We start from the raw sequence: 22,749 nt of genomic DNA, 5'->3' as shown, positions 1-22,749 counted from the left end.
ACAACGTTGATAGGCAGGATGTGGAAGTGGTGTGAGCCATTAAGCTAACCTGTACTAATTACCCGTGAGGCTTAACCATACAACGCCAAACGCGTTTTATGACAGCGTAACAGACAGAAGTTAGTATACTAAAGTAGATTTACGATTATCAGATTTCCGAATTTTATGTAGGGTGAACCGCAGCGCTTAATGCGAAATCAGTTCACCTTGCGCAAAGGACTCGTAAGCGCGATGCGCTTTGTCGAGAATCCTTTCCACGCATTTTGCTTGGTGACAATAGCGTTTTGGACCCACCTGACYCCATGCCGAACTCAGTAGTGAAACGAAACAGCGCCGATGATAGTGTGGCATTTGCCATGTGAAAGTAGGACATCGCCAGGCTCCTAATTAAAGAAACCCGTTGCAGCAATGCAGCGGGTTTTTTGTTGCCTGTAGAAAAATAAAACACCCAACCAAGACCCCCTACGACCTATATCCTTGTAGGCATAAGCGCAAGATGAAGAGGCGTAGGAGGTACTTGAGTGCCGAAAGTGTCTTCATACAACACCCCTGACATTCACGGCTAAAGCCGTTCCCACGCTTTATAATCAGATGTTTAATCACGATTCCCATGTTGTTTAATCATGACGACAAGAATGAAAGATTCCCTTAAATTGCTCACTTCGCTTCTGGCTCAAATAACTAGGCGTAGTAGGAGGCAGTTTAGTGCCGAAAGGGTCTGATATGGCCTTCATACATAACCCCTGAGATTCACGGCTAAAGCCGTTCCTACGCTTCTTAATCACGATGTTCAATCACGGTTCCCACGTTGCTTAATCATGATGACAAGAATGAAGGGACTCTAAAATGGGCTACTTCACTTTACGCTAACCTAATTAGGGCGTGGAGGCACTTGAGTGCCGAAAGTGTCTGATATGCTCTTCATACATAACCCCTAATATTCACGGCGCTGTGTCTGGCGAATTACTTGATATATCACACTGTTCTATTTCTTTTACATCTGCGCGGCCATCGCTTAGGTAGCATTGTTCTAGTAAAGAGCAATAGCAGATCTCGGTTTTGATGTTATTACGTTGCTTGTTTACTTTGTCCCATTGAGTTTCATTAAATCCCGTTCGCTTGAAACCAAAAAGTTTAAGTTCGCTGCCAGATGCCAGTAAACGGTTATCACTGGCACTCGTCATAATCCAGCCAAATGCTTCGAAAATATTTATGTCGGGAGAATCATCTTGCAGAGTTTGTAGCTGTGTTTCATATGCTTGTGTATCAAAACAACATGCAGAAATTACTTTATAGATATCTAAATATGATTGGTCGTTATAGTGATACTTCACATACTTTACTATCGCAGGTCCTGATCCTGAATTAGTGAGTACAAAGGTGATTTTAGGTAGATTTTTTTCTTCATCAAAATTCCCCGTTATAACTTCAAGCCAAGGCCATGTGGCGGCTTTTACTTGTCGTTCTGCAGCATTTGCTTGCAGGTATGTGGCATAAAAAGACGCTGCTGAAATAATAATGGCACACAGTGCGAGAAAGAGGTTTAGGCGCTCATTGGTAAACCAAGCTTTAGGCTGTTTAGAGTCGTCGGGTTTAGTGCTTGCCGTGGTTGATTTTGGTTGGTGTTCATCGCTTGCCTCTTGCTGATGTGTCTCAAGAGTGGATTCGGTGACGTCCTTTTGTTGATTATCCATGACTTTGTCGTTGTTATTTTTATAGACTACTAAAGATACAACTTTAATTGGATATATAAAAGAGACAGGGAGTAAAACTCCCTGATTTGGTATTAACTATTTGAGATAAATACGGTGAGCTTTTCGCCTACTCTTAGACTATCCCTAGAAAGGTTATTCCATTGCTTTAGTTTTGTTATGCTGACTTTGTATTGCTTTGCTATTTTCCATAAGCTGTCGCCTGCTCTTACTTTGTACTCAATTTGTTGATCAGCTAAATGCGGTAATATGAGTTTTTGACCTACGCGAATAATGTTCGTTTTTAAGCTATTAAAGGTTTTAAGCTGGCTGACAGTCACTTTATAACGTTTTGCTATCACGCTTAAGCTATCGCCGCGTTTTACGGTGTAATGTTGCCACTGGCTGTAATCATTACTTTTCTGATTTGCTAACAGTGTTTTAAAAGTCGACTGTTGATCTTTTGGTACCACAATATGTGGCGCATCTATTACTGCAGGGTAGCGAATTACGCCATGGTTTAACTCTTCGAGTTCTTGCCATTTTGCTTTGTCAGCTAAGATCACAGCCCCTGACACAGGCAAGATGCTAATTGCTTCTTCATTTTTAATCGACGGAAAGACCATTTTTTGATGTTTAAGCAACTGTGCCGCAGCGAGCAACTTGGGCACATATTGACGAGTTTGTGATGGCAGTTTTAAGCTGAAAAAATCGGTTGGTTTAGCTTGCTTCTGATTACGAGCAATAGCTTGTAACACTCGCCCCTCACCGATATTGTAGGCAGCAATAGCATGATACCAATCGCCATCAAAGCGTTTATAAAGATACTCCATAAAATCGAGAGCTGCACGTGTGCTGTCAATCACATCTTGGCGACCATCATACCAAGGAGTAATTTTTACTTTAAAGTATTTGGCAATTGAAGGAGTGAGTTGCCATAAACCCGATGCATGCTTGTGCGAATAGGCACTGGCATCAAAATCGCTCTCTATAAGCGGCATTAGGGCAAGTTCTATGGGTAAGTCACGGTTTTCTACTGCTGTGACGATATGATACAAATACGGCGCTGCCCGACGGCTTATTTCTTCCATATAATTCGGATGAGTAAGGTACCAAGCAATGCGCTTTTGTACATCAGGATGACTTGAATCGCTAAACTGCAGTTGAACGCGAATACGCTGCCACACATCTTCAAGTTCACTTGGTTTTAGCGGTGGCACCGCATCTACTTGTTCTGTTTTAGATTCTGTAACCACAGTATCTGGATTTGCCTTAATTATGGGCTTCTTTTCAGTAAGAGACTCAGGGGCAGTCTGACAGCCTGTTACAATAAGACAAACAACAAGGCCTAAAAATCGATTTAAAAACACGTATTAAAATACTCCGTTAACTTAGGTGCGGGTAAACTAAAGCGCCTAAGCTTAACATAGGGTGAGCTAAAAATGACCATTAGATTAACAACGTGCTAACTCTCTCACCCAATTGAAATTAAAACGAAATACTAACTTGTAACCCAGCATAACCATGGTTTTGTGCCTCCCAATAGCGGCTGTCTATTTCTCGGGCTCTGGCATAGATCTCTATTCTGAATGGCTTAGAGTCCACGCCTATACCAACACCCACATAGCCATCGATACTATTGTTATCGTCATCGAAGCGGTCGTTATAGTCATGGTCTTTTCGGTCGTCGTAGAAAGCAAGCTCAATTAAATCTAAGCCCACTTCGCCATAGACAAAAAAGTCACTGAAATAGCCAAATTTTATGCCAGTATCGAGGGTTAAAAATGTCTCCCGATCACCTTTTTTAGTAAACACTTCAGCTGACCCAAGCGCTGTTGTCAATGCTGCGCCAAAATTGCTGTTGTTATTTTTAGCTATAAATTCGACACCTGCCGAGGTGATTGAATCAGTGCTATTACGTTCTGACTTCACAAACAGGTTTATATTAGGGTTGTCATAAACCCCTGCAAAGCTTGTAGAAGGAATTAAGGCAAGTGGTGCAAAAAGTGCTAAGCCGAGGTATTTCATATTGAATTTAATCCATTAACTGTAATGGGTACAATAATATCAATCTTGGTGAGTTCTAATTGTAAGAAAATGTTCTAAATTGGCAGGTTAGCCGACAATGTGTGCTCAATTTAATATCGCTATATTGTAATTTTTAAAGGTCTTTAATCTTCACTGCGGGGTTACCTGCTACTAGGGTATTTGCCGCGACATCTTTAGTAACTATTGCCCCTGCGCCAACTACGGCATTATCAGCAACTTTAATACCTGCAAGTATAATCGCGCCAGCACCAATCCATACATTATTACCAATGCTAATCGGCGCTGCAAAATTAGCTTTAGCTAAACGCTCGGTGGGGTTTGCTGCATGCGATACTGCAAGAATTTGCACATTTGGGCCAATTAAGCAGTCATTGCCTATGGTAATTTGTGCATCTGATAGCGGCGCATCAAGTATTGTACAGTTAATATTTATGAAGGTTCGATCACCTATTTTAATACCACTGCCATAATCACAATGAAAACCCGCTTCAATAACGACCTGTTCACCACACTGAGCAAACATGCATTTTAGTCGTTTTAAATTGCCTTTACTGGGACTTTTGGCAAATAAACGGCAAATCTCATGTGCGTTTTTACGCTGTTCAATCAGGGATTTATCTAGGCTATTAAACTCTTTCATGGTGATCAGTCTTAGTAAATTCTAAAGATAGCTTATCGCGTAAAAGTCAGAGATCAAAATAAACTTAGTGGGGTTATAAAACATTCACTTGCCATTTATATTGTTTCGTTTAAAATCCCGTAACTTTCGAAACGAAACTTATGTGATCAGGTTAATGACAAAACGAAACACTCAACAACGTCGTCATACAATATTAAGTCAGGTTAATGAACTTGGCGAAGTAGCCGTTGAAGCGCTGGCTGAGCAGTTTCAAACCTCCGAAGTGACCATTCGTAAAGATTTAACAGCGCTTGAGAAAAGTGGCTTATTACTGCGCCGCTATGGTGGGGCTATTGCATTACCGCAAGAGATCGTGAGTGATGAAGAAGACTCAGTACGTAAAATAGCAATCGCTAAAGCGGCTGCGGGCCTTATTAAAGATCATAACAGAGTGATCATAGACAGTGGTCGCACAACGGCTGCCATGATCCCTGAGCTTGCAAGTAAACGTGGCCTAGTAGTAATGACGAATGCCATTAAAGTCGCTAACCGTTTATTAGCACTGGAAAACGAACCGACATTATTGATGACCGGCGGCACCTGGGATCCGCATTCAGAATCGTTTCAAGGCCAAGTTGCAGAGAACGTTTTGCGCTCTTATGACTTTGACCAACTGTTTATTGGTGCCGATGGCATTGATGTAGATAGAGGCACAACGACCTTTAATGAATTAGTGGGCCTTAGCCAAGTAATGGCTGAATCGGCTCGTGAAGTCGTTGTTCTTGTTGAGTCAGATAAAATAGGCCGAAAAATACCGAATTTAGAACTGCCTTGGCAGCAAATTACCACACTTATCACAGACAACAACCTTAGCGAAGAGAAACGCGAGGCGATAAGAAAATGTGGTGTGCAGCTGATTTGTGCAGACATTGAATAACCCGTAATAAGACCGACAACATCTTATTACATAAATTTTATGACAACACATACTGCCCAAAGTGAGACACTTTGGCATGTGCAAAAGGAGAGATTATGTGTGGAATCGTTGGGGCTGTTGCAGAACGCCCAGTAAATAAAATTCTTGTTGAAGGCTTAAAGCGCCTTGAATACCGTGGCTATGACTCAGCAGGTGTGGCTTTACTTAAAGGTAATGAACTAAACACAGTTAAAGCAGTGGGTAAGGTTGCAAACTTAGAAGCTGCACTTAATGATGCCGCTGTTAATGGCACTACCGGTATTGCACATACGCGTTGGGCAACGCATGGTGGTGTAACAGAGGCCAATGCGCACCCGCATATTTCAAAAAGCGAAATTGCCCTTGTTCATAATGGTATTATTGAAAACCATGCCAGCCTGCGTGAAGCGTTAAAAGGCGATGGGTATGAGTTTTTATCAGAAACTGATACCGAAGTAATGGTGCACCTTATTCACCAGTTACGTCAGCAACATGACACGCTATTAGCAGCAGTACAAGCTGCAGTTAAGCAGTTTGAAGGTGCATTTGGTACTGTTGTTTTCGATAAAGCGAACGACAACGAAATCATTGTAGCGCGCTCAGGTAGCCCACTGGTGATTGGTTTAGGTCTTGGTGAGAACTTTATTGCATCTGACCAACTTGCCTTACTACCTGTTACACGCAGCTTTATTTACCTTGAAGAAGGTGATGTAGCGCGTATTACCCGTGATAGCGTGGAAATTTTTGATGCGAATGGCGAAGCTGTAGAGCGTGAAGTGATTGAATCAAACATCACCCAAGATGCATCAGGTAAAGGCGAATATCGTCATTACATGCTGAAAGAAATTTACGAACAGCCACTTGCGGTTCGTAATACACTTGAAGGTCGCCTTGTTAATGACACTGTAGCGATTGATGCCTTTGGCGACAGTGCCCAGCAAATCTTTAAAGATGTAAAACACGTGCAAATTATAGCCTGTGGTACGTCTTATCACTCAGGAATGGTGGCTCGTTACTGGCTTGAACAGTTTGCGGGTGTGAGTTGTAACGTTGAGATTGCATCAGAGTTCCGTTACCGCGAATCATTTGTGCATGAAAACAGCCTATTAGTCACTATTTCTCAGTCAGGTGAAACAGCCGATACCCTAGCTGCATTGCGATTAGCTAAACAGCAAGGTTACATGGCATCGATGACCATTTGTAACGTACCGGGTTCATCTTTAGTACGTGAATCTGATTTAGCCTTTATGACGAAAGCGGGTGCCGAAATTGGCGTTGCATCAACGAAAGCCTTCACAACACAACTTGTTGGCTTACTAATGCTAACAGCGTCTATTGCGCAAGAAAAAGGCCTCGACCAACGTGTAATTGTCAATGCAATTAAAACACTCCCTAACAAGCTTGAAGAAGCATTGTTATTAGCGGATGGCATTGAAGAGTTAGCAGAAGAATTTGCCGACAAGCACCACTCACTATTCTTAGGTCGTGGCTCACAATACCCAATCGCGATGGAAGGTGCGCTTAAGCTGAAAGAAATTTCATACATTCACGCGGAAGCATACGCAGCAGGTGAGCTTAAACATGGCCCGCTAGCTTTAATTGATGCCGACATGCCAATTATTGTTGTAGCACCCAACAACGAGCTACTTGAAAAGCTTAAATCAAACGTAGAAGAAGTACGTGCTCGTGGCGGTATTATTTATGTATTCGCAGATAAAGATTCACACTTCGAATCTGACGAAACAATGCGTGTGATCAATGTAAACCATGTTGATGACGTGATTGCACCAGTTGTATATACAATTCCACTACAGTTACTCTCATACTACGTAGCGGTGATTAAAGGCACCGACGTAGACCAACCACGTAACCTAGCGAAATCGGTGACAGTTGAGTAAAATCAATTAGTTGAATTTTTAAAAAAGGCGTTCTAGGCGCCTTTTTTTATACCTGTAATTCTGTTAGCTTAAAAAATTACCAATATTTCTTAAGGATAAGTCGTGCGATTATTTAAGTTACTCTGTATTAGCGGTTTTTTACTCTGTACTAACCATGTAATGGCTCAACCAGCGGCAGATGAGCCGGTTATAAATTACAGCCAACAAACGCATACTTTTGAATCAAGTATGCTTAATGAGCAGCGCACTGTCGTTGTGCAATTACCGAAAAGCTATCAAACTCATCCAAATAAGAAATATCCCGTTATATATCGTTTAGATGGGGCTGGTAATGTGCCATTAATTAATGCAGTGCTTGAGCGCTTACAACAAGATGACCAAGCGCCAGAGGTGATTGTAGTCGCGATTGAAAGCACCAATCGACTTAGAGATTTTTATCCCACCGTGAACAAAGAACCGCAAGGACCCGTTGGCGAGGGCGGTGGTGCAGCAAAGTTTTTAGCTTTCGTAGAGCAAGAGCTGATGCCTCTGGTTAATAAACAGTATCGCACTCATGATTATAGCGTTATTGCGGGAGCCTCAGCTGCTGGTGTATTTGCTCTTTACGCTATGCAGGCTAAGCCAGAGCTATTTCAAGCGCATATTGCTTATAGCCCCGCGGTATGGTGGAACTATGGCGCTCCGGCTAAGAGCTTGAAAACCTTTGTTACTAAAGCTAACAGTATCAACAGCTATGTATATATGAATATCGGCGAAGAAGCCGGCATTATGCGTGAAAGATACGATGATATGCAGCAAACTATGCAAAATAGTAAGGTGCAAAATCTGCGTTTTAAGAGCGACGCCTTTGCTGGCGTTTCGCATAACTTAACCTCAGCTGCCGGAGCATTTAATGCTTACCATGGCTTATTTTTATCTAAACAGATGCCTTTGAGTGCATTGAGCGATGATGTTTCATCAATTGATGCTTATTATCAACGCTTATCTCAGCAATGGGGCGAGCAAATAGCGCCACCAGACCGTGCTGTTAGGCTACTAGGTTACAGCTTAACGGATAACCAGCAATTTGAGCGGGCTATTGAGGTGTTTAAGTACAATATCAAAAACTATCCTAAATCAGCGTATGCACTGTCAGCTTTGTCATATGGCTATGAAATGCAAGGTAATACTCGACAAGCTCTGGTTCAAATCGAAGCTGCAATAGCGGTAGCAGATGACACTTACCCTTATCTAGATTACTTAAAAGAGACAAAAACGAGGTTAGAAGCACAGTTGAGTAAGAGTTAATAATATGGCCAACTTAGTTGTTGGCTTTTTAAGTGCCTCTTTTAATATTGAGCAATTATCATAAACCAGTGGCTATCATCTAAAAGGTATTTAAATCACTAATCCCTACTTACCGGGCAATAAATGCGTTAAAATTGCAGGCTATTTTAGTAATGAGCCCACACCTTTATGACCTCAGCCTCAAACCCTAGTAATTTCAATGCACTTGGCCTTATTCCAGAGCTAGTTGCTCGATTGTCTGATCTTGAATATACCCAGCCTACACCTATTCAGGCAAAAGCAATTCCAAGTATCTTGGCGGGACATGACTTAATTGCAGGAGCGAATACGGGCTCAGGTAAAACAGCGGCGTTTGCACTACCTATATTGCAAAAAATATCACAGGGTGCATTAAAGCGAGATGCTAAAGGTAACTATGTATCGGCGCTTATTTTGGTGCCGACGCGTGAGCTTGCAACGCAAGTGGCTGATAATGTTAAATCGTATTCTGCTTATTTTAATGGCGCGATTAAAACGATGGCTGTATTTGGTGGGGTGTCGGTTAATACACAAATGCAGGCACTACGCGGCGGTGCCGATATTATTGTGGCAACTCCTGGGCGTTTGCTCGACTTAATTTCAAGCAATGCCATTAAGCTAGATAAAGTAAACACCTTAGTGCTTGATGAAGCTGACCGACTATTGAGCCTTGGTTTTACAGAAGAGCTTGCTGAGTTGTTGGCGTTAATGCCTGCTAAAAAGCAAACGATGTTGTTTTCAGCTACGTTCCCTGAGCAAGTAATGCTATTAACGCAAGAGCTGTTAAAAAATCCGCTAGAGATTCAGTTACAAAACAAAGATGAAAGCACCTTGGTGCAGCGTGTATTCACGGTAAATAAAGGCGAGAAAACCACCGTTTTAGCGCATTTAATTAAACAGCAGCAATGGCGCCAAGCACTTATTTTTGTGAACGCCAAAAAAGACTGTGAGCACTTAGCCAATAAACTAGAAAAACGCGGTATTAACGCACAAGTATTCCATGGCGATAAAGGCCAAAGCGAGCGTACACGCGTAATCGAGAAATTCAAAGCGGGTGAAATTGACGTACTAATTGCCACTGATATTGCTGCCCGTGGTTTAGATATTGAAAAACTGCCAGTGGTGATTAACTTTAATTTACCGCGCAGCCCTGCTGATTACATGCATCGCATTGGTCGAAGTGGCCGTGCTGGTGAAGTGGGTTTAGCGTTATCACTGATTGATTATGAAGACTTTCATCACTTTAGAATCATCGAAAAGAAAAATAAGTTACGCTTGGAGCGAGAGCAAGTGGGAGGTTTTGAAGTGAATAAAGCAAACCTTGATGCTGCACAGGCGCTTAAAAGCGATAAGCCAATGGCAAAACCGGAAGGCACGGGTAAGAAAAAGAAGAAAAATAAAGTGAACAAAGAAGACGATGTTTGGAGTAGCTGGCGTCGTAAGTAACAAAAATGAACAAGCCGACGAAAGTCGGCTTGTTCATTTACAGTAAGACAGAGTTTACTTATAAAAAACCTCAACAGTGCCTTTTACTTTCATAAGTAATGGCTGGCCGCGACGGTCTAGTGCTTTAGGTGCTGCAATTTTGATCCAGCCTTCGCTGATGCAGTATTCTTCTACGTCAAAACGCTCTTTACCGTTTAGTTTTACACCAATTTCATGTTCGAATACTTCTTCTACATAAAATTTGCTACGTGGGTTGATAGAAAGTTGATCAGGTAGTGCTGGTTTTGTTGTATCGGTCATAGTTGCGATCTGCATTGAATAAATTGTGCGCCATTGTAGGCAATACCGCGCATTCGCTCAAGTATCAGTGGTGCAAATTTGTTGTTTACTCACACGCTTGCGCTGAATGATCTATACACTGTGCAATGGCATCACTCTTTTTATCGAAATCATGGGTTAGGCAGTAGTCAAAACGCATGGTTAAATCAACCACCTGCTCATCGGTGCGCTCTGGCCAGCGCCAGTCTCTGACGATTTTCCTTGCGGCTTTTCTGACTTCTTTGCTGTATCGCTTAGGTGCAGATTTTTCAATATTTATCGCTTTTACTTGGCCTTGTGGTGTGACTTTAAAATTAACAATCGCGCAACCACTGCCTTGCTTATTTAAAAGCTCACGAGGGTATTGAACATTTGGAATTTGCTGCAGTCGCTGCCATGTTAGCCCACCGGCTGAGGTATCAAGTACCTGTGCTTGAATATCCACAAACGGTACTTTACGTGATAAGTCTGGGTTGGCGTATGCGCTTACAGATGTGCAAGCCAGTGATAGTGCGAATAGCGATTTGTACATAGTCATCCGTAACATGTTTGTTTTTTGTTCAGCGATAAATACTAAAGATAAGAAAGCCGGATGTAAATAAGTGGTGTGGGTATAAAACAGCAACAAAATGATTTGTTATACTATATCGATACGATTATTTGTGTTATTTTATAACAAATAATCGTTTAATCTTTTTGAAGTACCAACCTATGACGTTTTCAACCCTTCCCCTTAGTTTAGCTGTTGTAATAAGCACGGCTGTGAATGCAACTGATAACAGTGATATAGAAACTATTATTATTGAACACAAGCAAGCGTTTCGGGGGGATATACCCGCCAAAGAGCTACCGCAATCGATCACGACCTTAAGTAAAGATATGCTCACTAATAATGGCATAACTAAGTTTCGTGATGCGCTCGATTTTTCGGCGAGTATCAGCCGTAAAAATAATGGAGGGGGCTTGTGGGATAGCTACTCTATTCGCGGTTTGTCTGGTAATGAAAACATGCCTTCGGGGTATTTAATTAATGGCTTTAGTGGTGGAAGAGGCTTTGCAGGGCCAAGAGATGTGTCGAATATTGAATACATTGAGGTGTTAAAAGGGCCTGGCTCTGCGCTTTATGGTCGTTCTGAACCGGGCGGTACGATTAACATCATCACGAAAAAACCGCAGTTTTATCAGCAAGGTCAACTTAAAGCGGAGTTCGGCAGTGATGACCACACGCGTATTCAAGGTGATTACACCAATGGCTTAACCGATGATTTAGCATTTAGAATCAATGGTGCATGGCAAGATAGCGATAGTTTTCGTGATTATGTGCACCACGATAAATTAGTGATTACACCTTCGCTTTACTATCAAGTGACTGATAACTCATCGCTCACCTATGAGTTTGAATATGTTGACCAACAACAAATGTACGACCGAGGTGTTGTGATTCTTAATGGCAATATTGAGACTGTGCCGGAGTCACGCTTTTTAGGTAACCCAAATGATGCGCCAACAAAAGTTCACTCCAGAGGCCATCAACTCAACTATAACTATAATTTTAATAATGATTGGTCATTACTTGCTGGCGCTAATTATCGTGCAGCCACTTTAACTGGTGAGTCTTCAGATGCGGAATTATCGCCATCGCGCCAATCATTATTTGATGATGGAACAACCTTAACGCGCCAGCACCGCTATCGAGATTATGAATCTGAGGATGTTTCCGTGCGTTTTGAGCTGAGCGGTCAGTTTGATATTGCAAGTATTACCAATCATGTTTTATTCGGTGCTGATGCATATGAATACGAGTTACGTACAGGGTTATATCGTTACCGCGGTGGTTATGGCACTTATACAATTGATATCCATGAGCCAGATTACACGCCTATCGAAGGCCCTGAAATGGGTATGCAATATGAGAACAATGAGGAACAACGTGCTTACGGTCTTTATATACAAGATCAGTTAGATATAACTGACAACCTAAAAGTGATGGTTGGGTTACGTTTTGATGAAATAGAACAAGATATTTTCGAAACGAAGTCGGGCGTTGCATCACACAGTAAAAAAAATCGTATTAGCCCACGTTTTGGTATGGTGTACGTGCTAAACGATAACATTAATCTGTACTCAAGTTACTCAGAGGGTTTTTTACCTCTAAGTGGCACCGACGCTGAAGGTAAGCCATTTGGCTTTGAAGAGAGTGACTCGTTCGAAGTCGGTGTGAAATTTAGCAGCGAAAAAATCACTGGTACAGTGGCAATATTTGATGCGACTAAGAGCAATATGCTGGTGGCAGATCCTGTTAATGTGGGGTATTCAGCCCCAATAGGCAAAGCCAAAAGTAAAGGTGTTGAGCTTGATTTAACAGGCTCACTGGGCGCGAACACTGAGTACAACCTATCTTATGCCTATGTTGACGCTGAGACAGCAACAGACAGTTTAAATGTTGAGTGGATAGTGCCTATTCCAAAGGGCAGCCCGCTTGTTAACGTGCCAAAGAATAACTTTTCTGCAAGTTTTAATCATGATCTGACACTATTTTCTCAAGAGCTTAAGGTCGGGGGGCATTATCAATATGTGTCAGATCGTTTAGGGGACCCAGCCGATTTAACTTTTCGCATCCCACGCTATCAATTAGTGGGTTTATTCGCAAAATGGCGTGCAACAGAGCAAACAACCGTGTCACTAAATGTCGATAATATCTTTAACGAAAAATATATTGCCAGTAGCTACAATGCACTGTGGGCTTATCCTGGAGCGCCAACGCAATTTAAACTGGGGGTGAGCTATGACTTCTGAGCAGCTTAAAAGTCGTATTCATAGTATCGACATTATGCGGGGGGTCGTTATTTTAATTATGCTCCTAGATCATGTCAGAGAACGCTTCTTTTTGCATATGCAAGTGTCTGATCCGATGGACGTTGATGTTACTTCACCCAGCTTATTTTGGAGTCGTTTTGCGGCCCACTTTTGTGCACCAACCTTTATCTTTTTAACGGGGCTGTCGGCGTGGTTGTACAGTCACCCAGCAACGGGTGTCGCACGCTCTGCTCGCGGCTTTTTAGTAAAACGAGGGCTGTTTTTAATTGCGCTTGAAGTAACGTTAATTTGCTTTTCGTGGATGGGGTATTACCACACGATTTGGCTTCAAGTGATGTGGGCTATTGGCTTGTGTATGTTGGTGCTTGCTTTACTTATAAAGCTACCTCAGAGGGTATTACTCGTCCTTGGTTTAGTGATTGTATTCGGCCATAACTTACTTACTCCAATCAGTTTCACGCCCGATGAGTTTGGTTATTCGCTGTGGACGATTTTGCATGATCGAGGTTATTTATCACAAGGTGGCTTAATTGACGTAAAAATTAGCTACCCTGTATTGCCGTGGATTGGTGTGATTTTACTGGGTTATTGCGCAGGGCCACTATATGCACATACGCAAAAAGCGCAGTCGCGTAAACGAGCATTGCTGCTGTTAGCACTATTATGTGTAGGATTATTCGCGGTACTGCGTGGTTTTAATATTTATGGTGAAACGCTGCCTTGGCAAACATTTAGCACCACCACAGAAACGATCATGTCGGTATTCAATGTAACGAAGTATCCGCCATCATTAAACTTTTTATTGATAACCTTGGCGGGGATGTTTCTCGGTTTATGGGCGTTTGAGCGACCCCTTAACCGCGTGACCAATGCGCTGCGCGTTTATGGTTCTGTGCCTATGTTTTTTTATATATTACACCTGTATGTGCTGCTCGCCATGTATCAAGTCGGTATGTTGATATGGGGGGCAAACCAAGGGCACTATTTTGGGGTAAGTGATATATCAAGTGTTTGGTTAATTACTTTACTCTTAATAATTGGACTCTATTGGCCAACCAAAAAGTTTAGTGAATACAAACGTAAAACTAAAAAACCGTGGCTTAAGTATTTGTAAAATGAAAAATGCCGATATGCAAGCATATCGGCATTACTTCTTAACTATCCTAATTAACTCATCCTTAGTTAATTTGAGATTTCTTACGACGAAGCGTCAGAAGTGGTGCAAACGCTAGTAATAACCAGCCAAATGAGCCACTTGATGATTTTTTGCTTTCTTCCACTTCAGGGTCTGGGATAACGGCCTCAGGGAAAGTACAACTACCATTGTCAGTATTTGCATTTTCATCATAATTTGTTGCTGCGCTGTCAGTACAACCCAACTCAATACCATCTGACATAACCATTAATGAGAATGAGCTCATTGCAGCATCTGCAGAGTTTACTCTGTCGCTTACTTTTACCATGACATCAATTTCACCATTAAAGTGCTCTGTAGGTGTGATTGTTACTGTGCTACCTGATGTGTGACCTGAAACTTCAGAAGTAAAGTTTTCACCCATCACTTCAATCACGTTACTTACGTTGTTTTCATCCGCGTAAAGTACATCGAAGCTAATAGAGTTGTTTTCTTCAACTTGCATATCAGGGAAGTCAGATAATGAAATATTACCCAGTACGTTAAGCTCTAAGGTTAACACTTCGTCATCAGCGCCTTCTAAGCCGTTATTAACCGTCAGCGTATGCATTTGTGCTGCAGCTGCTTCGCCAATATACGCTTGGAACTGAACGTCAAACTTAGACACTTCAGGGCCTACATAATCCATACATACGACAAGCTCATCATGAACAACTTCATCAAGATTGTCGTATGCAAAACCATCACCAATATTAAGATCTACAGGCATATCACCATTAACAATAATACGACCGTCAGCAGCTTTGAAACCAATAGAACCTTGGTTATCAGCGAGGTTAACGTTGTCATAAGCAAACATCATTTCATATTCGCCTGGCTCATAAGCAATATTCATACGCATGAACAATTCAACGTCAACTGATTGCCCTTCTACTTGAGAGCGTTGGATATTATCCCACTCAAGGACAAGCCAATCACGTGCTTGAGTATAAGTTGGTGTAATACCCGCGTTAGCGTCATAGTTACCATAAGTGCCATCTACACGCTCAGGGATTGTGTTATCACCAACCCAGAAAGGCGCAATAAGATACGGAGGTGGTGGTGGGAAACCGCCGCCTGATGGAAGTTCTACATGGAATGGCGTTGTGCGGCCGTTAGAGCCAAACGTCACTAAACCAGCTGGGTTAAGTTTGATTGAATCAAAATGGTATTTATTAAAGAATGGGAAAGAAACATCGAGATCTGTTGCCATTAACTCTTTAAATGAATACTCAAACTCGTTCCAGTATTGGCCTTGAACTCCTTCAAGTGTACGCCAGCCAAGTGTACGCAAGTCTAAATAGTTAGGGTACGGAGATTTAGCTGCTCCAAGAGAACACATTTCATCTGTTAGATTCGTGGTAATTTTATAGTTACGAGCCACATCTTTGGTCGTCTCTTGCGTACCTTGAAGTGATAATACGTTGTCTACCAGTTCAGGTGTTGCTGGAGTTGATGCTGTCGCAACAATGCTGTCTTCAATAATTTCGATGCCTTCTGGGAAAGCAGTATCAATTGTGAAATTACGAGCCGCTTGTTCATTATTTGCGATTACTTCAATTTTGAAATCAACTAATTCACCCACAGTCGCTTGTTCTTTATTTGCTGTAAAGCGCATGTCTTTATCAATTTGATTGATAATGACAGGAACAAAACCAAGGTTACCAGCGTCTTCAGGGTTGCTACCTAAGTCAAAACCACCAAAATATATATCGCCTACTTCCATGTCAGGTAAGTTGTACGACAGTGTTAGTTCGTAGTCTTTGTAACCTGCAATTTTCTCTGGAGCACTGACTGTTAGGTTGCTTTGACCTTCTTGAACCACTGCTGTTGCAAAAGTGATATCTCGGCCTTGGTCTTCTTCACCCGAAGGAACATTTGCTAAGCTCATGTAAACGGTGAAATATTCACCTGCTTCTGGGTCAACAATGTTACAGAAGTTGGTAACAGTAAAGCTGGTAGACATACAGATAGTTTCATCCATGCTTGCTAAACCATCGTTATTACTGTCTTTACCCATAAACATAAGCACGCGAGAGGCTTCGCCTACTGGGCTTGCGCTCAGCATTTTTGCGTCTTGTGGTACGGTAGTCCACTCAATATGGTTAGGGTTAACCATTTCACCATCGACGTCGACTAAATCAAATGGGTCGCCGCTGGTGGTGTCTGTGAATAATTTTACGGTGTTTTGTTGGCCTTCCACTAACCCAAAAGAGCGCGATGTGAAATCACTCACTTCATCGGTGTTGAAAGGACCTACATTAATTGTTGAAGAACGACGATGCGCATCTACTTTAATAAAGCTCGGTAATCCTGTATCACCGTTAAATGTCCATACTGGCATTTCTAGAACGGGTGAATTAGGGTTGCTCGAAACCAATTTTATTTGACCTTGGTTTCCTGATACCTCGATATTATCAATTGCTTGAGCAACTTGGTTCATTTTCACTTCAACAACAATGTTTTGTGTTTCACCGGCTTTTAGTGAAAACTCACTCGGCGTTACAGTAATTGTGCTGTTACCAATCCACTCTTCAGCTGATACGCTCCACGTTGCATCTTCTGTTGCTGTCACTGTACGCATAAAGCTACATTCTAGGCCACAGTTATTATCAACCATGTAAGCCGTGTTAAGTGCTTTTAAGCGGCCGCCTAAATTAGGATTTGCCGCTTTCATATTTTCGATGCTTTCATGCATCACTAAACCGGCTTTATCAGCAAGGTCAACATGCATACGACCCGCACCCATATCTTGTAAAGATGAATCAAAGCCTTCATCTTTATAGTTATCAAGGTATTGTGCATTTTTAAGGTTGTTGCTTGCTGTTAACATTAGCGCTGATTGAATCTCCATTAAAGACCATTCAGGATGAGACTGTTTAAGCAATGCGGCAGCACCAGCAACGTGCGGACTTGCCATTGATGTTCCCGACATCGTTTGCCAGTCTGTTGATGATGGGTTTTTAGAAAACGGTTGGTCGTCTGAACTCGCTGCGAACACATCAACACCCGGTGCAGCAACATCAACTAACAAGGTATCAAAACCAAAGTATGATGGACCGCGACTTGAGAAGTACGCAATGCGCTCTTCATCTACTTCTTCTGTGCTAGCTGAGTTTGCTGTAATGGTTCCTTTATGACCTGAGCCTGTGCTTAACCAATTAAGTAGTTTAACACCTTCTGCATTGGTTACATGTGCTGTAGGCGCAGGGTAAGGCAGTTGAGGTGCTGGGCTACGGTCTTGGTATGACGATAGGTTGTAAATAATGACACCCTCAGCGCCACCGGCTAATACGTTATTTGCTTTTGCGTAAAGCGGTTTATTGCTTCGCTTACACACAACAATAACGTCTTCTTGGCTTTCGTCGATATCCGGCGTGTTAGGGTCATCGGTAAAGTCAAAGGTGCCCGCTGGATAAGGCTGATCACAGTCTGTTTGGTAGCGTGACACTGGCTCATTTGGGTTAGGGTAATCAGACGCAGAAACAATTAAACCCGTTAGCTCGTCAAAGGTAATGCCAGCAGCAATCATGTCTGTTGGTGCGTCAGTGTCGCCACCTGATAAGTTCTCAAGAGTTTTATCGCTAAACACAACTTGCGAAGATGGAGTATGCGCAGCAACCGTTGTTACCCAAGGAGATGAGTGATCAGCTGATTGTAAATAAGGGCCACTGTTACCGGCTGCAACAGCAACGAATACACCTGAGTTTGCCGCATTGAAAAATGCTTGCTCAATAGGTTCAACCCAAGGATCTTCCTCAAAACCACCGAGTGAGGCATTAATGACATCAACGTTATCAATTGCTGATTGCTCGATAGCGGCAATAATTGCACTACCTGGACAGCCCGCATATGGGTCGCCAGCAGCACCAGGCCAACAAACTTGGTAAGAAATGATATTTGCATGCGGTGCCATACCTGACACTTGCGGGAAGATAAGGTTCGTTTCAGTCCCAGAGTTTTGGCTACCGTAACCAGGTTCTTTATAAGTAATATCATAAAGCACGTTACCCGCTGCGGTGCCTGCAACGTGAGAACCGTGAGAGTTATAATCTTCACCATACGCTGGACGCGATTCTTCAAATACAGGATCAGAATACGCTACCGTGATTTCTGGGTATGAATACACACCAATGAGCTTATCGTTACAGCGATCTGCGAATTCAGCTTTAGCACAATCACCTAAGTAAGTATCACCCAGTGGATTGGTGTGTGTATAGCCATCATCGCCTACGGCAGCAAATGATGGGTGATCAGTATTAATGCCTGTATCGATTATACCGACAACAACGCCTTCACCTTTGTTACTTGCTAGGCCACTTTGACTGTTGCTCCACAGTGCTTTTGCACCTGTTTGCTCAATCGTGTTAAACGTAGTTAATGGGTATATCTTAGAGCGTGCGATGTGCTTAATGCCAGGCACTTTTGCTAAACGCGCAGCTTCTTCTTGGGTCATTCGGGTGGTGAAGCCGTTTAAAGTGACGCTAAATTCACGATCTACTTTTAATTGCAGGCCTTGAAGTGTCAGTGCAGAGTTCACAACATTTTGACGCTTGCTTGCGAGGTGATTTGAGTAGCTTGCAATTTCAGGTTTATTTAAATCAAGTGGCTTTGCGGTTGTTTGTCTAGCTGTTGCCACTGTTTCACGTGTACTTGCTAGGCCTTTTAGGCCGCCATCATAAGCTGAAATAGGTGCATCAATTAATTGAACAATATAAGTTTGAACACCTGTGATGTCTTTTTCTGGCGTGAAAATACGGCTTTGTTTCTTTACCGTTTGGTTGATTTTACCATCCCAATTAGTTTCAGCAGAAACCATTGGTTTTGGCGCATAATCAGCGGGTTGTTCAGCCCATTCTTGTGCTTGATTCAGTGCAGCATGTGAAGTGCCAGCACTGATATACAGTGCAGAAGCGACCATCACTGATACTTTTTTCATATTGAACATGTGCTTTAGTTCCCTAGAAGGATTTTTTAATTATGAGCTCGCTATTTGTTGCGAACGATTTTAATCACTAGGGATAGTGTTCAGTTGTGTATCTAACATCAATATAATGTAAATAAATGGCACACACTGATACATCTTGGTACATTTTCGGGGAGGGGGTATTAACGCAAAAAATGAATACTTGCCTTGGCGCCAGTGAGCTGGCTGCTATTGTCTAAACTAAACTGTGCGTTATTCCAAATACAGAGTTGCTTCACGATTGACAAGCCTAAGCCGACTCCCTTATAGCCACGTTGATGCACAGAGGCCGTTTTAGAAAAAGGCTGCATTAAGGTTGCGCGCATCGCTTCTGGTATACCTGGCCCGTCATCTTCGATGATGAGTAACGTGCCTTTTTTAGTGTGTTTTAAGGTGATCTCAATATGTTGTTTAGCAAACCGCACAGCGTTACCAAGTAAGTTTTGCAGTAAGCGCTGAAAGCTTTGCTTATCAACACTTATTTTTTCTAGTTGGCAATCAATACGAATATCAAGCTGACAATAACTCATAAACTTAGCAATACAGGGCTGGAGTAATTCATCAGGGCTGTAGTCTTTAATTAATATGCGTGGCTCACACTGTTCAAGCTCTGCATAAGTTAAAAACTCTTCAACTAATAGCTCTAACTCAATAATGTCTTGCAAAATACTGTGGCGATAATGGTTGTTATCGTCAACGGCTTCGAGGGCAAACTTAGCGCGTGAAATCGGGGTTAAAAAGTCATGTGAAACGGCGTTGATAAGTTCGCGCTGACTTTGGTTTCGGTTATAAAGTGCCTGTGCCATATTATCAAAGGTATCGCCTATGCTTTTTAATAAACTAAAGCGGCTAAATTGAACTTGCGGGCTAAAATCAGCATTTGAAATTTTGCTACTTGCTCTACGTAGTTTACTTAAATCAATCAGTAATGGGCCGGTAAAAATAACCACCGCTAATGCAACACTACTATAAAAAACCAGACTCACGAGGGATTGTGATGCTGTTTCTTCTGTTTGTACGTAAGGGCCAGCGCTTAAAATGGTGTCACCATCGACAGCAAGTCGATGAAAATACACATTCCCTTCAGGGTCATTAACACTGATCACTTCGCCTCGTAACAGGGGTTGTTTTAAAGCATCGCCTAAGTAGAAACTGGCAAGGGGCGATTTTTTTATTAACGCATTATCGACTTGGCTTTCTACACTTAGCAGGTGGTGTGCGAGTTGCTGTTCTAACGAGTGAGCGGGAGGAGAAGGAAAATAAGTCTCTAGTACCCACGCTGCGCTACTTAGGCAAACAGCGAGGGTTAAATAGAGGTAAAAATACAGCCTAAACAAGGCAAGTTAGCTCCAAGCTTGAGGTGAAAAAATATACCCTTTGCCCCACACGGTGACTATTTTTTGGGGTGGCACAGACTCGTCTCCGAGCTTTTTTCGGAGCCGACTTATACGGCCATCAATTGTGCGGCTTTGACCATCATATTTACGACCAATTGCACTATCAAAAAGCTGATCGCGACTGATAAGTTGCCCTGGAGCCTTGGCTAACTGTATTAGTAATTCAAACTCTGCACTGGTTAATTCAAGAGGTTGGCTATGCAAATAAGCTTCGCGCTGAATGGTATTTATACTCAGTGAGCCAAACCGTATGTTATGGGCGTTGTGTACAGTACTTTGAGGCTTAACCTGTTGAGTGCGGCGAATCGTGTTGTTAATTTTTGCTAATAAAATAGACGGTGATACAGGCTTGGTAAGGTAGTCATCGGCTCCTAATTCTAGCCCTGTTATATGATCAACCTGACTTTGTCTGGCTGTCATAAAAATAATCGGACTGTCTTGATAGCGTTTTAGCTCTTTGAATACGTCAAAACCATCTTCGTTACCAAGGCCGATATCGAGTAAAATTAAGTCGAACTTCTTCATACTTGCCTGGTAACACGCATGGCAGCCATTATCAAAATGATCAACCTCATACCCATTACTCATCAGGTAATTTACGACTAATTGAGCCAGTTTTAGGTCATCTTCAATATATAAAATTTTATTATGCTTGGTCATTAAAAAATACTCCATGCGATATCACGGCGACGTTTTTTAATATTTTGATAAAAAACGTTTATTTCAGTGCTTTCTAACGGGATAAGTTGCTCGGTTAATAGCTCTAGAACAATATTTCGATTGTTTCGTACAGCGATAAGGAAGTTGTGCCCTTGTTTTGGCTTTTGACAAAATAGCCTGACTTGCTGATCAGTAACACGAATGCACACCGTGCTGGTGGCCTCTGTGAACCAATCTACCTTAATATTCATCACACAATCTTGCTCATTAGTTACACAGTTACTGGGTGTTACTTCAATATGACTCGACTCAGCAAAGGCAAGTTTACTAAGGGTGAAGCTGAGGATAAGCATCATGAGTAAAAATGAGTTAGTTCGCAGCATTGTTTAGTAATTCCATGCAATGCCAGCATAAAAAGAAAGCAAGTTGCTATCGTTTATGAGTGGACTGTCGGCGATGCCCGAAGATAAGCGCTGGTACTTTACATCACTAATAAATTGCCATTGCTGACTAAAGTGGTATTGGTAGCTGGCCTTAAGGCCATACTTTTGACTTGAGCGACCTTCAAAGCGGCTAAACCCCACCTGCACGTCTTGTTGGCTAGTGCCATAATAGTAATCGACTAACCCTCTGTTTAAATGCTGTACTTCGATACCCAATAAAAGTAGATGCTGATCAATTTTATATAAGCGCTGTGCAGAAAGTGCGCCTTGTAAACCCTTATGATAGTTGGTTAGCTCCATTGCCCAACTCACGCTAAAGCGCCAGTTTTGCCAATCGTATAGCGCTTCTGCGCCAGTCATAAAAGAGAGTTTACGGTTACTAATACTGCCTATATCGCCGCGTCTTTTTTGGGTCGTGGGCGGCATGTCACCCATTGCCGGTGGAATTGACCCCATTGGAGGGCGGCCACTTATAGTCCTTATTGCTGCGAGTGCAGCGGAATGCTTAGCAAAGTAAAGCCCGTCTTCGTTGAGTTGAGTGAACACTGAGAGTTGATAGTTTTCACGTGTTATCGGTGTCCAGGTTAGTTGCGTATTTGCGAACGAGAAATCACCGACAAACAGTTCTACGCGCGGCAGCACATAAAGTGGAATATCCCCTTTATTATAAACCGGATTATCGAGCTGCCCATACCCTAAGCTAATGCCAAGGCTCAACCCTTCATCTGCTAAATAGGCAGGCGCGGTACTGTGAGCCTGAGGAGACAAGTAAAGCGTGCTTAAGAGTAAAATAATGCGAAGCCCAATAGAGCAACCACTGTTAACTATCACAAATAAAAAACCTCAGCGAAAAAACGTGTTAACACTAAGGTGTTCTTGTTAACTTGAACAATGAAATAATGTACCAAATTGTAGCATTGGTTGGTTTTTGTAAACTAAATAATGTAAGCGCATGAATTAATAATTAATGTGTTTGTGATGCTGAGGTCGCTAAAAAAAAGCGTGAGCAAC

At 42.2% G+C, this 22,749-nt stretch carries 17 protein-coding genes and 2 rRNA genes; 8 read left to right on the top strand and 11 right to left on the bottom strand.

Features of this window, described 5'->3' with window-relative positions; translation table 11 throughout:
• A 23S ribosomal RNA gene (locus BWD47_RS19155) occupies positions 1 to 79 on the top strand; the annotation flags it as partial.
• Positions 80 to 266: 187 nt separating this feature from the next.
• A 5S ribosomal RNA gene (rrf, locus tag BWD47_RS19150) occupies positions 267 to 381 on the top strand.
• 560 nt (positions 382 to 941) lie between these two features.
• Here rrf and BWD47_RS19145 read toward each other — a convergent pair.
• The 4 genes from BWD47_RS19145 to BWD47_RS19130 all read right to left on the bottom strand — a co-directional run bounded on the left by BWD47_RS19145 (position 942) and on the right by BWD47_RS19130 (position 4,380).
• Positions 942 to 1,694 carry a hypothetical protein gene (locus tag BWD47_RS19145; RefSeq protein ID WP_075594494.1) on the bottom strand — a complete coding sequence of 251 codons (753 nt, stop codon included), beginning with the start codon at positions 1,692 to 1,694 and terminating at the stop codon, positions 942 to 944.
• Positions 1,695 to 1,786: 92 nt separating this feature from the next.
• Complete coding sequence (locus BWD47_RS19140; protein ID WP_075594493.1) at positions 1,787 to 3,061, bottom strand: LysM peptidoglycan-binding domain-containing protein; 1,275 nt, start codon at positions 3,059 to 3,061, stop codon at positions 1,787 to 1,789.
• A gap of 118 nt (positions 3,062 to 3,179) precedes the next feature.
• Positions 3,180 to 3,719, bottom strand: coding sequence for a hypothetical protein (locus BWD47_RS19135; RefSeq protein ID WP_083633689.1), 540 nt, complete (start codon positions 3,717 to 3,719; stop codon positions 3,180 to 3,182).
• 133 nt (positions 3,720 to 3,852) lie between these two features.
• Positions 3,853 to 4,380: a sugar O-acetyltransferase gene (locus BWD47_RS19130; RefSeq protein ID WP_075594492.1), complete on the bottom strand. Its 528-nt coding sequence runs from the start codon at positions 4,378 to 4,380 to the stop codon at positions 3,853 to 3,855.
• A 154-nt stretch (positions 4,381 to 4,534) separates the two neighbouring features.
• Here BWD47_RS19130 and BWD47_RS19125 point away from each other — a divergent pair, with 154 nt between their 5' ends.
• From BWD47_RS19125 to BWD47_RS19110, 4 genes are all read left to right on the top strand, one after another.
• Positions 4,535 to 5,296: a DeoR/GlpR family DNA-binding transcription regulator gene (locus BWD47_RS19125; RefSeq protein WP_036973640.1), complete on the top strand. Its 762-nt coding sequence runs from the start codon at positions 4,535 to 4,537 to the stop codon at positions 5,294 to 5,296.
• Positions 5,297 to 5,391: 95 nt separating this feature from the next.
• The gene (gene glmS / locus BWD47_RS19120; protein ID WP_065979511.1) at positions 5,392 to 7,212 is read left to right on the top strand and encodes a glutamine--fructose-6-phosphate transaminase (isomerizing); all 1,821 of its coding nucleotides are present in this window, start codon (positions 5,392 to 5,394) and stop codon (positions 7,210 to 7,212) included.
• A gap of 102 nt (positions 7,213 to 7,314) precedes the next feature.
• On the top strand, positions 7,315 to 8,499 hold the full coding sequence (locus tag BWD47_RS19115; protein WP_075594491.1) for an alpha/beta hydrolase-fold protein: 1,185 nt from the start codon (positions 7,315 to 7,317) through the stop codon (positions 8,497 to 8,499).
• A gap of 168 nt (positions 8,500 to 8,667) precedes the next feature.
• Positions 8,668 to 9,963 (top strand): DEAD/DEAH box helicase, encoded by a 1,296-nt coding sequence (locus BWD47_RS19110; protein WP_036973637.1) that lies wholly within the window; start codon positions 8,668 to 8,670, stop codon positions 9,961 to 9,963.
• Positions 9,964 to 10,017: 54 nt separating this feature from the next.
• Here the strand turns inward: BWD47_RS19110 and BWD47_RS19105 are convergent, their stop codons facing one another.
• Together BWD47_RS19105 and BWD47_RS19100 are read right to left on the bottom strand one after the other, a co-directional pair.
• On the bottom strand, positions 10,018 to 10,263 hold the full coding sequence (locus BWD47_RS19105) for a DUF3297 family protein (protein ID WP_174403901.1): 246 nt from the start codon (positions 10,261 to 10,263) through the stop codon (positions 10,018 to 10,020).
• Between the two features lie 85 nt (positions 10,264 to 10,348).
• Complete coding sequence (locus BWD47_RS19100; protein WP_036973635.1) at positions 10,349 to 10,813, bottom strand: energy transducer TonB; 465 nt, start codon at positions 10,811 to 10,813, stop codon at positions 10,349 to 10,351.
• Between the two features lie 179 nt (positions 10,814 to 10,992).
• On the opposite strand from BWD47_RS19100, the gene BWD47_RS19095 reads away from it, so the two are divergent.
• Positions 10,993 to 13,077: a TonB-dependent siderophore receptor gene (locus BWD47_RS19095; RefSeq protein WP_051501947.1), complete on the top strand. Its 2,085-nt coding sequence runs from the start codon at positions 10,993 to 10,995 to the stop codon at positions 13,075 to 13,077.
• Positions 13,067 to 14,212, top strand: a complete 1,146-nt coding sequence (locus BWD47_RS19090) for a DUF1624 domain-containing protein (protein ID WP_036973634.1) — start codon at positions 13,067 to 13,069, stop codon at positions 14,210 to 14,212. The genes BWD47_RS19095 and BWD47_RS19090 overlap by 11 nt, the downstream gene beginning before the upstream one ends.
• A 64-nt stretch (positions 14,213 to 14,276) precedes the next feature.
• Here the strand turns inward: BWD47_RS19090 and BWD47_RS19085 are convergent, their stop codons facing one another.
• From BWD47_RS19085 to BWD47_RS19065, 5 genes are all read right to left on the bottom strand, one after another.
• Positions 14,277 to 19,220: a S8 family serine peptidase gene (locus BWD47_RS19085; RefSeq protein WP_036973633.1), complete on the bottom strand. Its 4,944-nt coding sequence runs from the start codon at positions 19,218 to 19,220 to the stop codon at positions 14,277 to 14,279.
• 161 nt (positions 19,221 to 19,381) lie between these two features.
• Entirely contained in the window at positions 19,382 to 20,575 is a 1,194-nt protein-coding gene (locus tag BWD47_RS19080; RefSeq protein ID WP_036973632.1) for an ATP-binding protein, read from the bottom strand.
• A 6-nt stretch (positions 20,576 to 20,581) separates the two neighbouring features.
• On the bottom strand, positions 20,582 to 21,295 hold the full coding sequence (locus BWD47_RS19075) for a response regulator transcription factor (protein ID WP_036973631.1): 714 nt from the start codon (positions 21,293 to 21,295) through the stop codon (positions 20,582 to 20,584).
• On the bottom strand, positions 21,295 to 21,678 hold the full coding sequence (locus BWD47_RS19070) for a DUF3019 domain-containing protein (protein WP_036973630.1): 384 nt from the start codon (positions 21,676 to 21,678) through the stop codon (positions 21,295 to 21,297). The genes BWD47_RS19075 and BWD47_RS19070 overlap by 1 nt, the downstream gene beginning before the upstream one ends.
• 3 nt (positions 21,679 to 21,681) lie before the next feature.
• The gene (locus tag BWD47_RS19065) at positions 21,682 to 22,569 is read right to left on the bottom strand and encodes a MipA/OmpV family protein (protein ID WP_036973629.1); all 888 of its coding nucleotides are present in this window, start codon (positions 22,567 to 22,569) and stop codon (positions 21,682 to 21,684) included.
• Positions 22,570 to 22,749 lie beyond the last annotated feature (180 nt).

The organism is Pseudoalteromonas sp. PAB 2.2 (genome assembly GCF_001938575.1).
Classification (GTDB): domain Bacteria; phylum Pseudomonadota; class Gammaproteobacteria; order Enterobacterales; family Alteromonadaceae; genus Pseudoalteromonas; species Pseudoalteromonas lipolytica.
This window is presented reverse-complemented; position numbering and strand designations above follow the sequence as displayed.

Coding starts and splice junctions, on each gene's coding strand:
- BWD47_RS19145 (WP_075594494.1), bottom strand. CDS start 1,694: ATGGATAATCAACAAAAGGACGTCACCGAATCCACTCTTGAGACACAT.
- BWD47_RS19135 (WP_083633689.1), bottom strand. CDS start 3,719: ATGAAATACCTCGGCTTAGCACTTTTTGCACCACTTGCCTTAATTCCT.
- BWD47_RS19130 (WP_075594492.1), bottom strand. CDS start 4,380: ATGAAAGAGTTTAATAGCCTAGATAAATCCCTGATTGAACAGCGTAAA.
- BWD47_RS19125 (WP_036973640.1), top strand. CDS start 4,535: ATGACAAAACGAAACACTCAACAACGTCGTCATACAATATTAAGTCAG.
- glmS (WP_065979511.1), top strand. CDS start 5,392: ATGTGTGGAATCGTTGGGGCTGTTGCAGAACGCCCAGTAAATAAAATT.
- BWD47_RS19110 (WP_036973637.1), top strand. CDS start 8,668: ATGACCTCAGCCTCAAACCCTAGTAATTTCAATGCACTTGGCCTTATT.
- BWD47_RS19105 (WP_174403901.1), bottom strand. CDS start 10,263: ATGACCGATACAACAAAACCAGCACTACCTGATCAACTTTCTATCAAC.
- BWD47_RS19100 (WP_036973635.1), bottom strand. CDS start 10,813: ATGTACAAATCGCTATTCGCACTATCACTGGCTTGCACATCTGTAAGC.
- BWD47_RS19095 (WP_051501947.1), top strand. CDS start 10,993: ATGACGTTTTCAACCCTTCCCCTTAGTTTAGCTGTTGTAATAAGCACG.
- BWD47_RS19090 (WP_036973634.1), top strand. CDS start 13,067: ATGACTTCTGAGCAGCTTAAAAGTCGTATTCATAGTATCGACATTATG.
- BWD47_RS19085 (WP_036973633.1), bottom strand. CDS start 19,220: ATGTTCAATATGAAAAAAGTATCAGTGATGGTCGCTTCTGCACTGTAT.
- BWD47_RS19075 (WP_036973631.1), bottom strand. CDS start 21,295: ATGACCAAGCATAATAAAATTTTATATATTGAAGATGACCTAAAACTG.
- BWD47_RS19070 (WP_036973630.1), bottom strand. CDS start 21,678: ATGCTGCGAACTAACTCATTTTTACTCATGATGCTTATCCTCAGCTTC.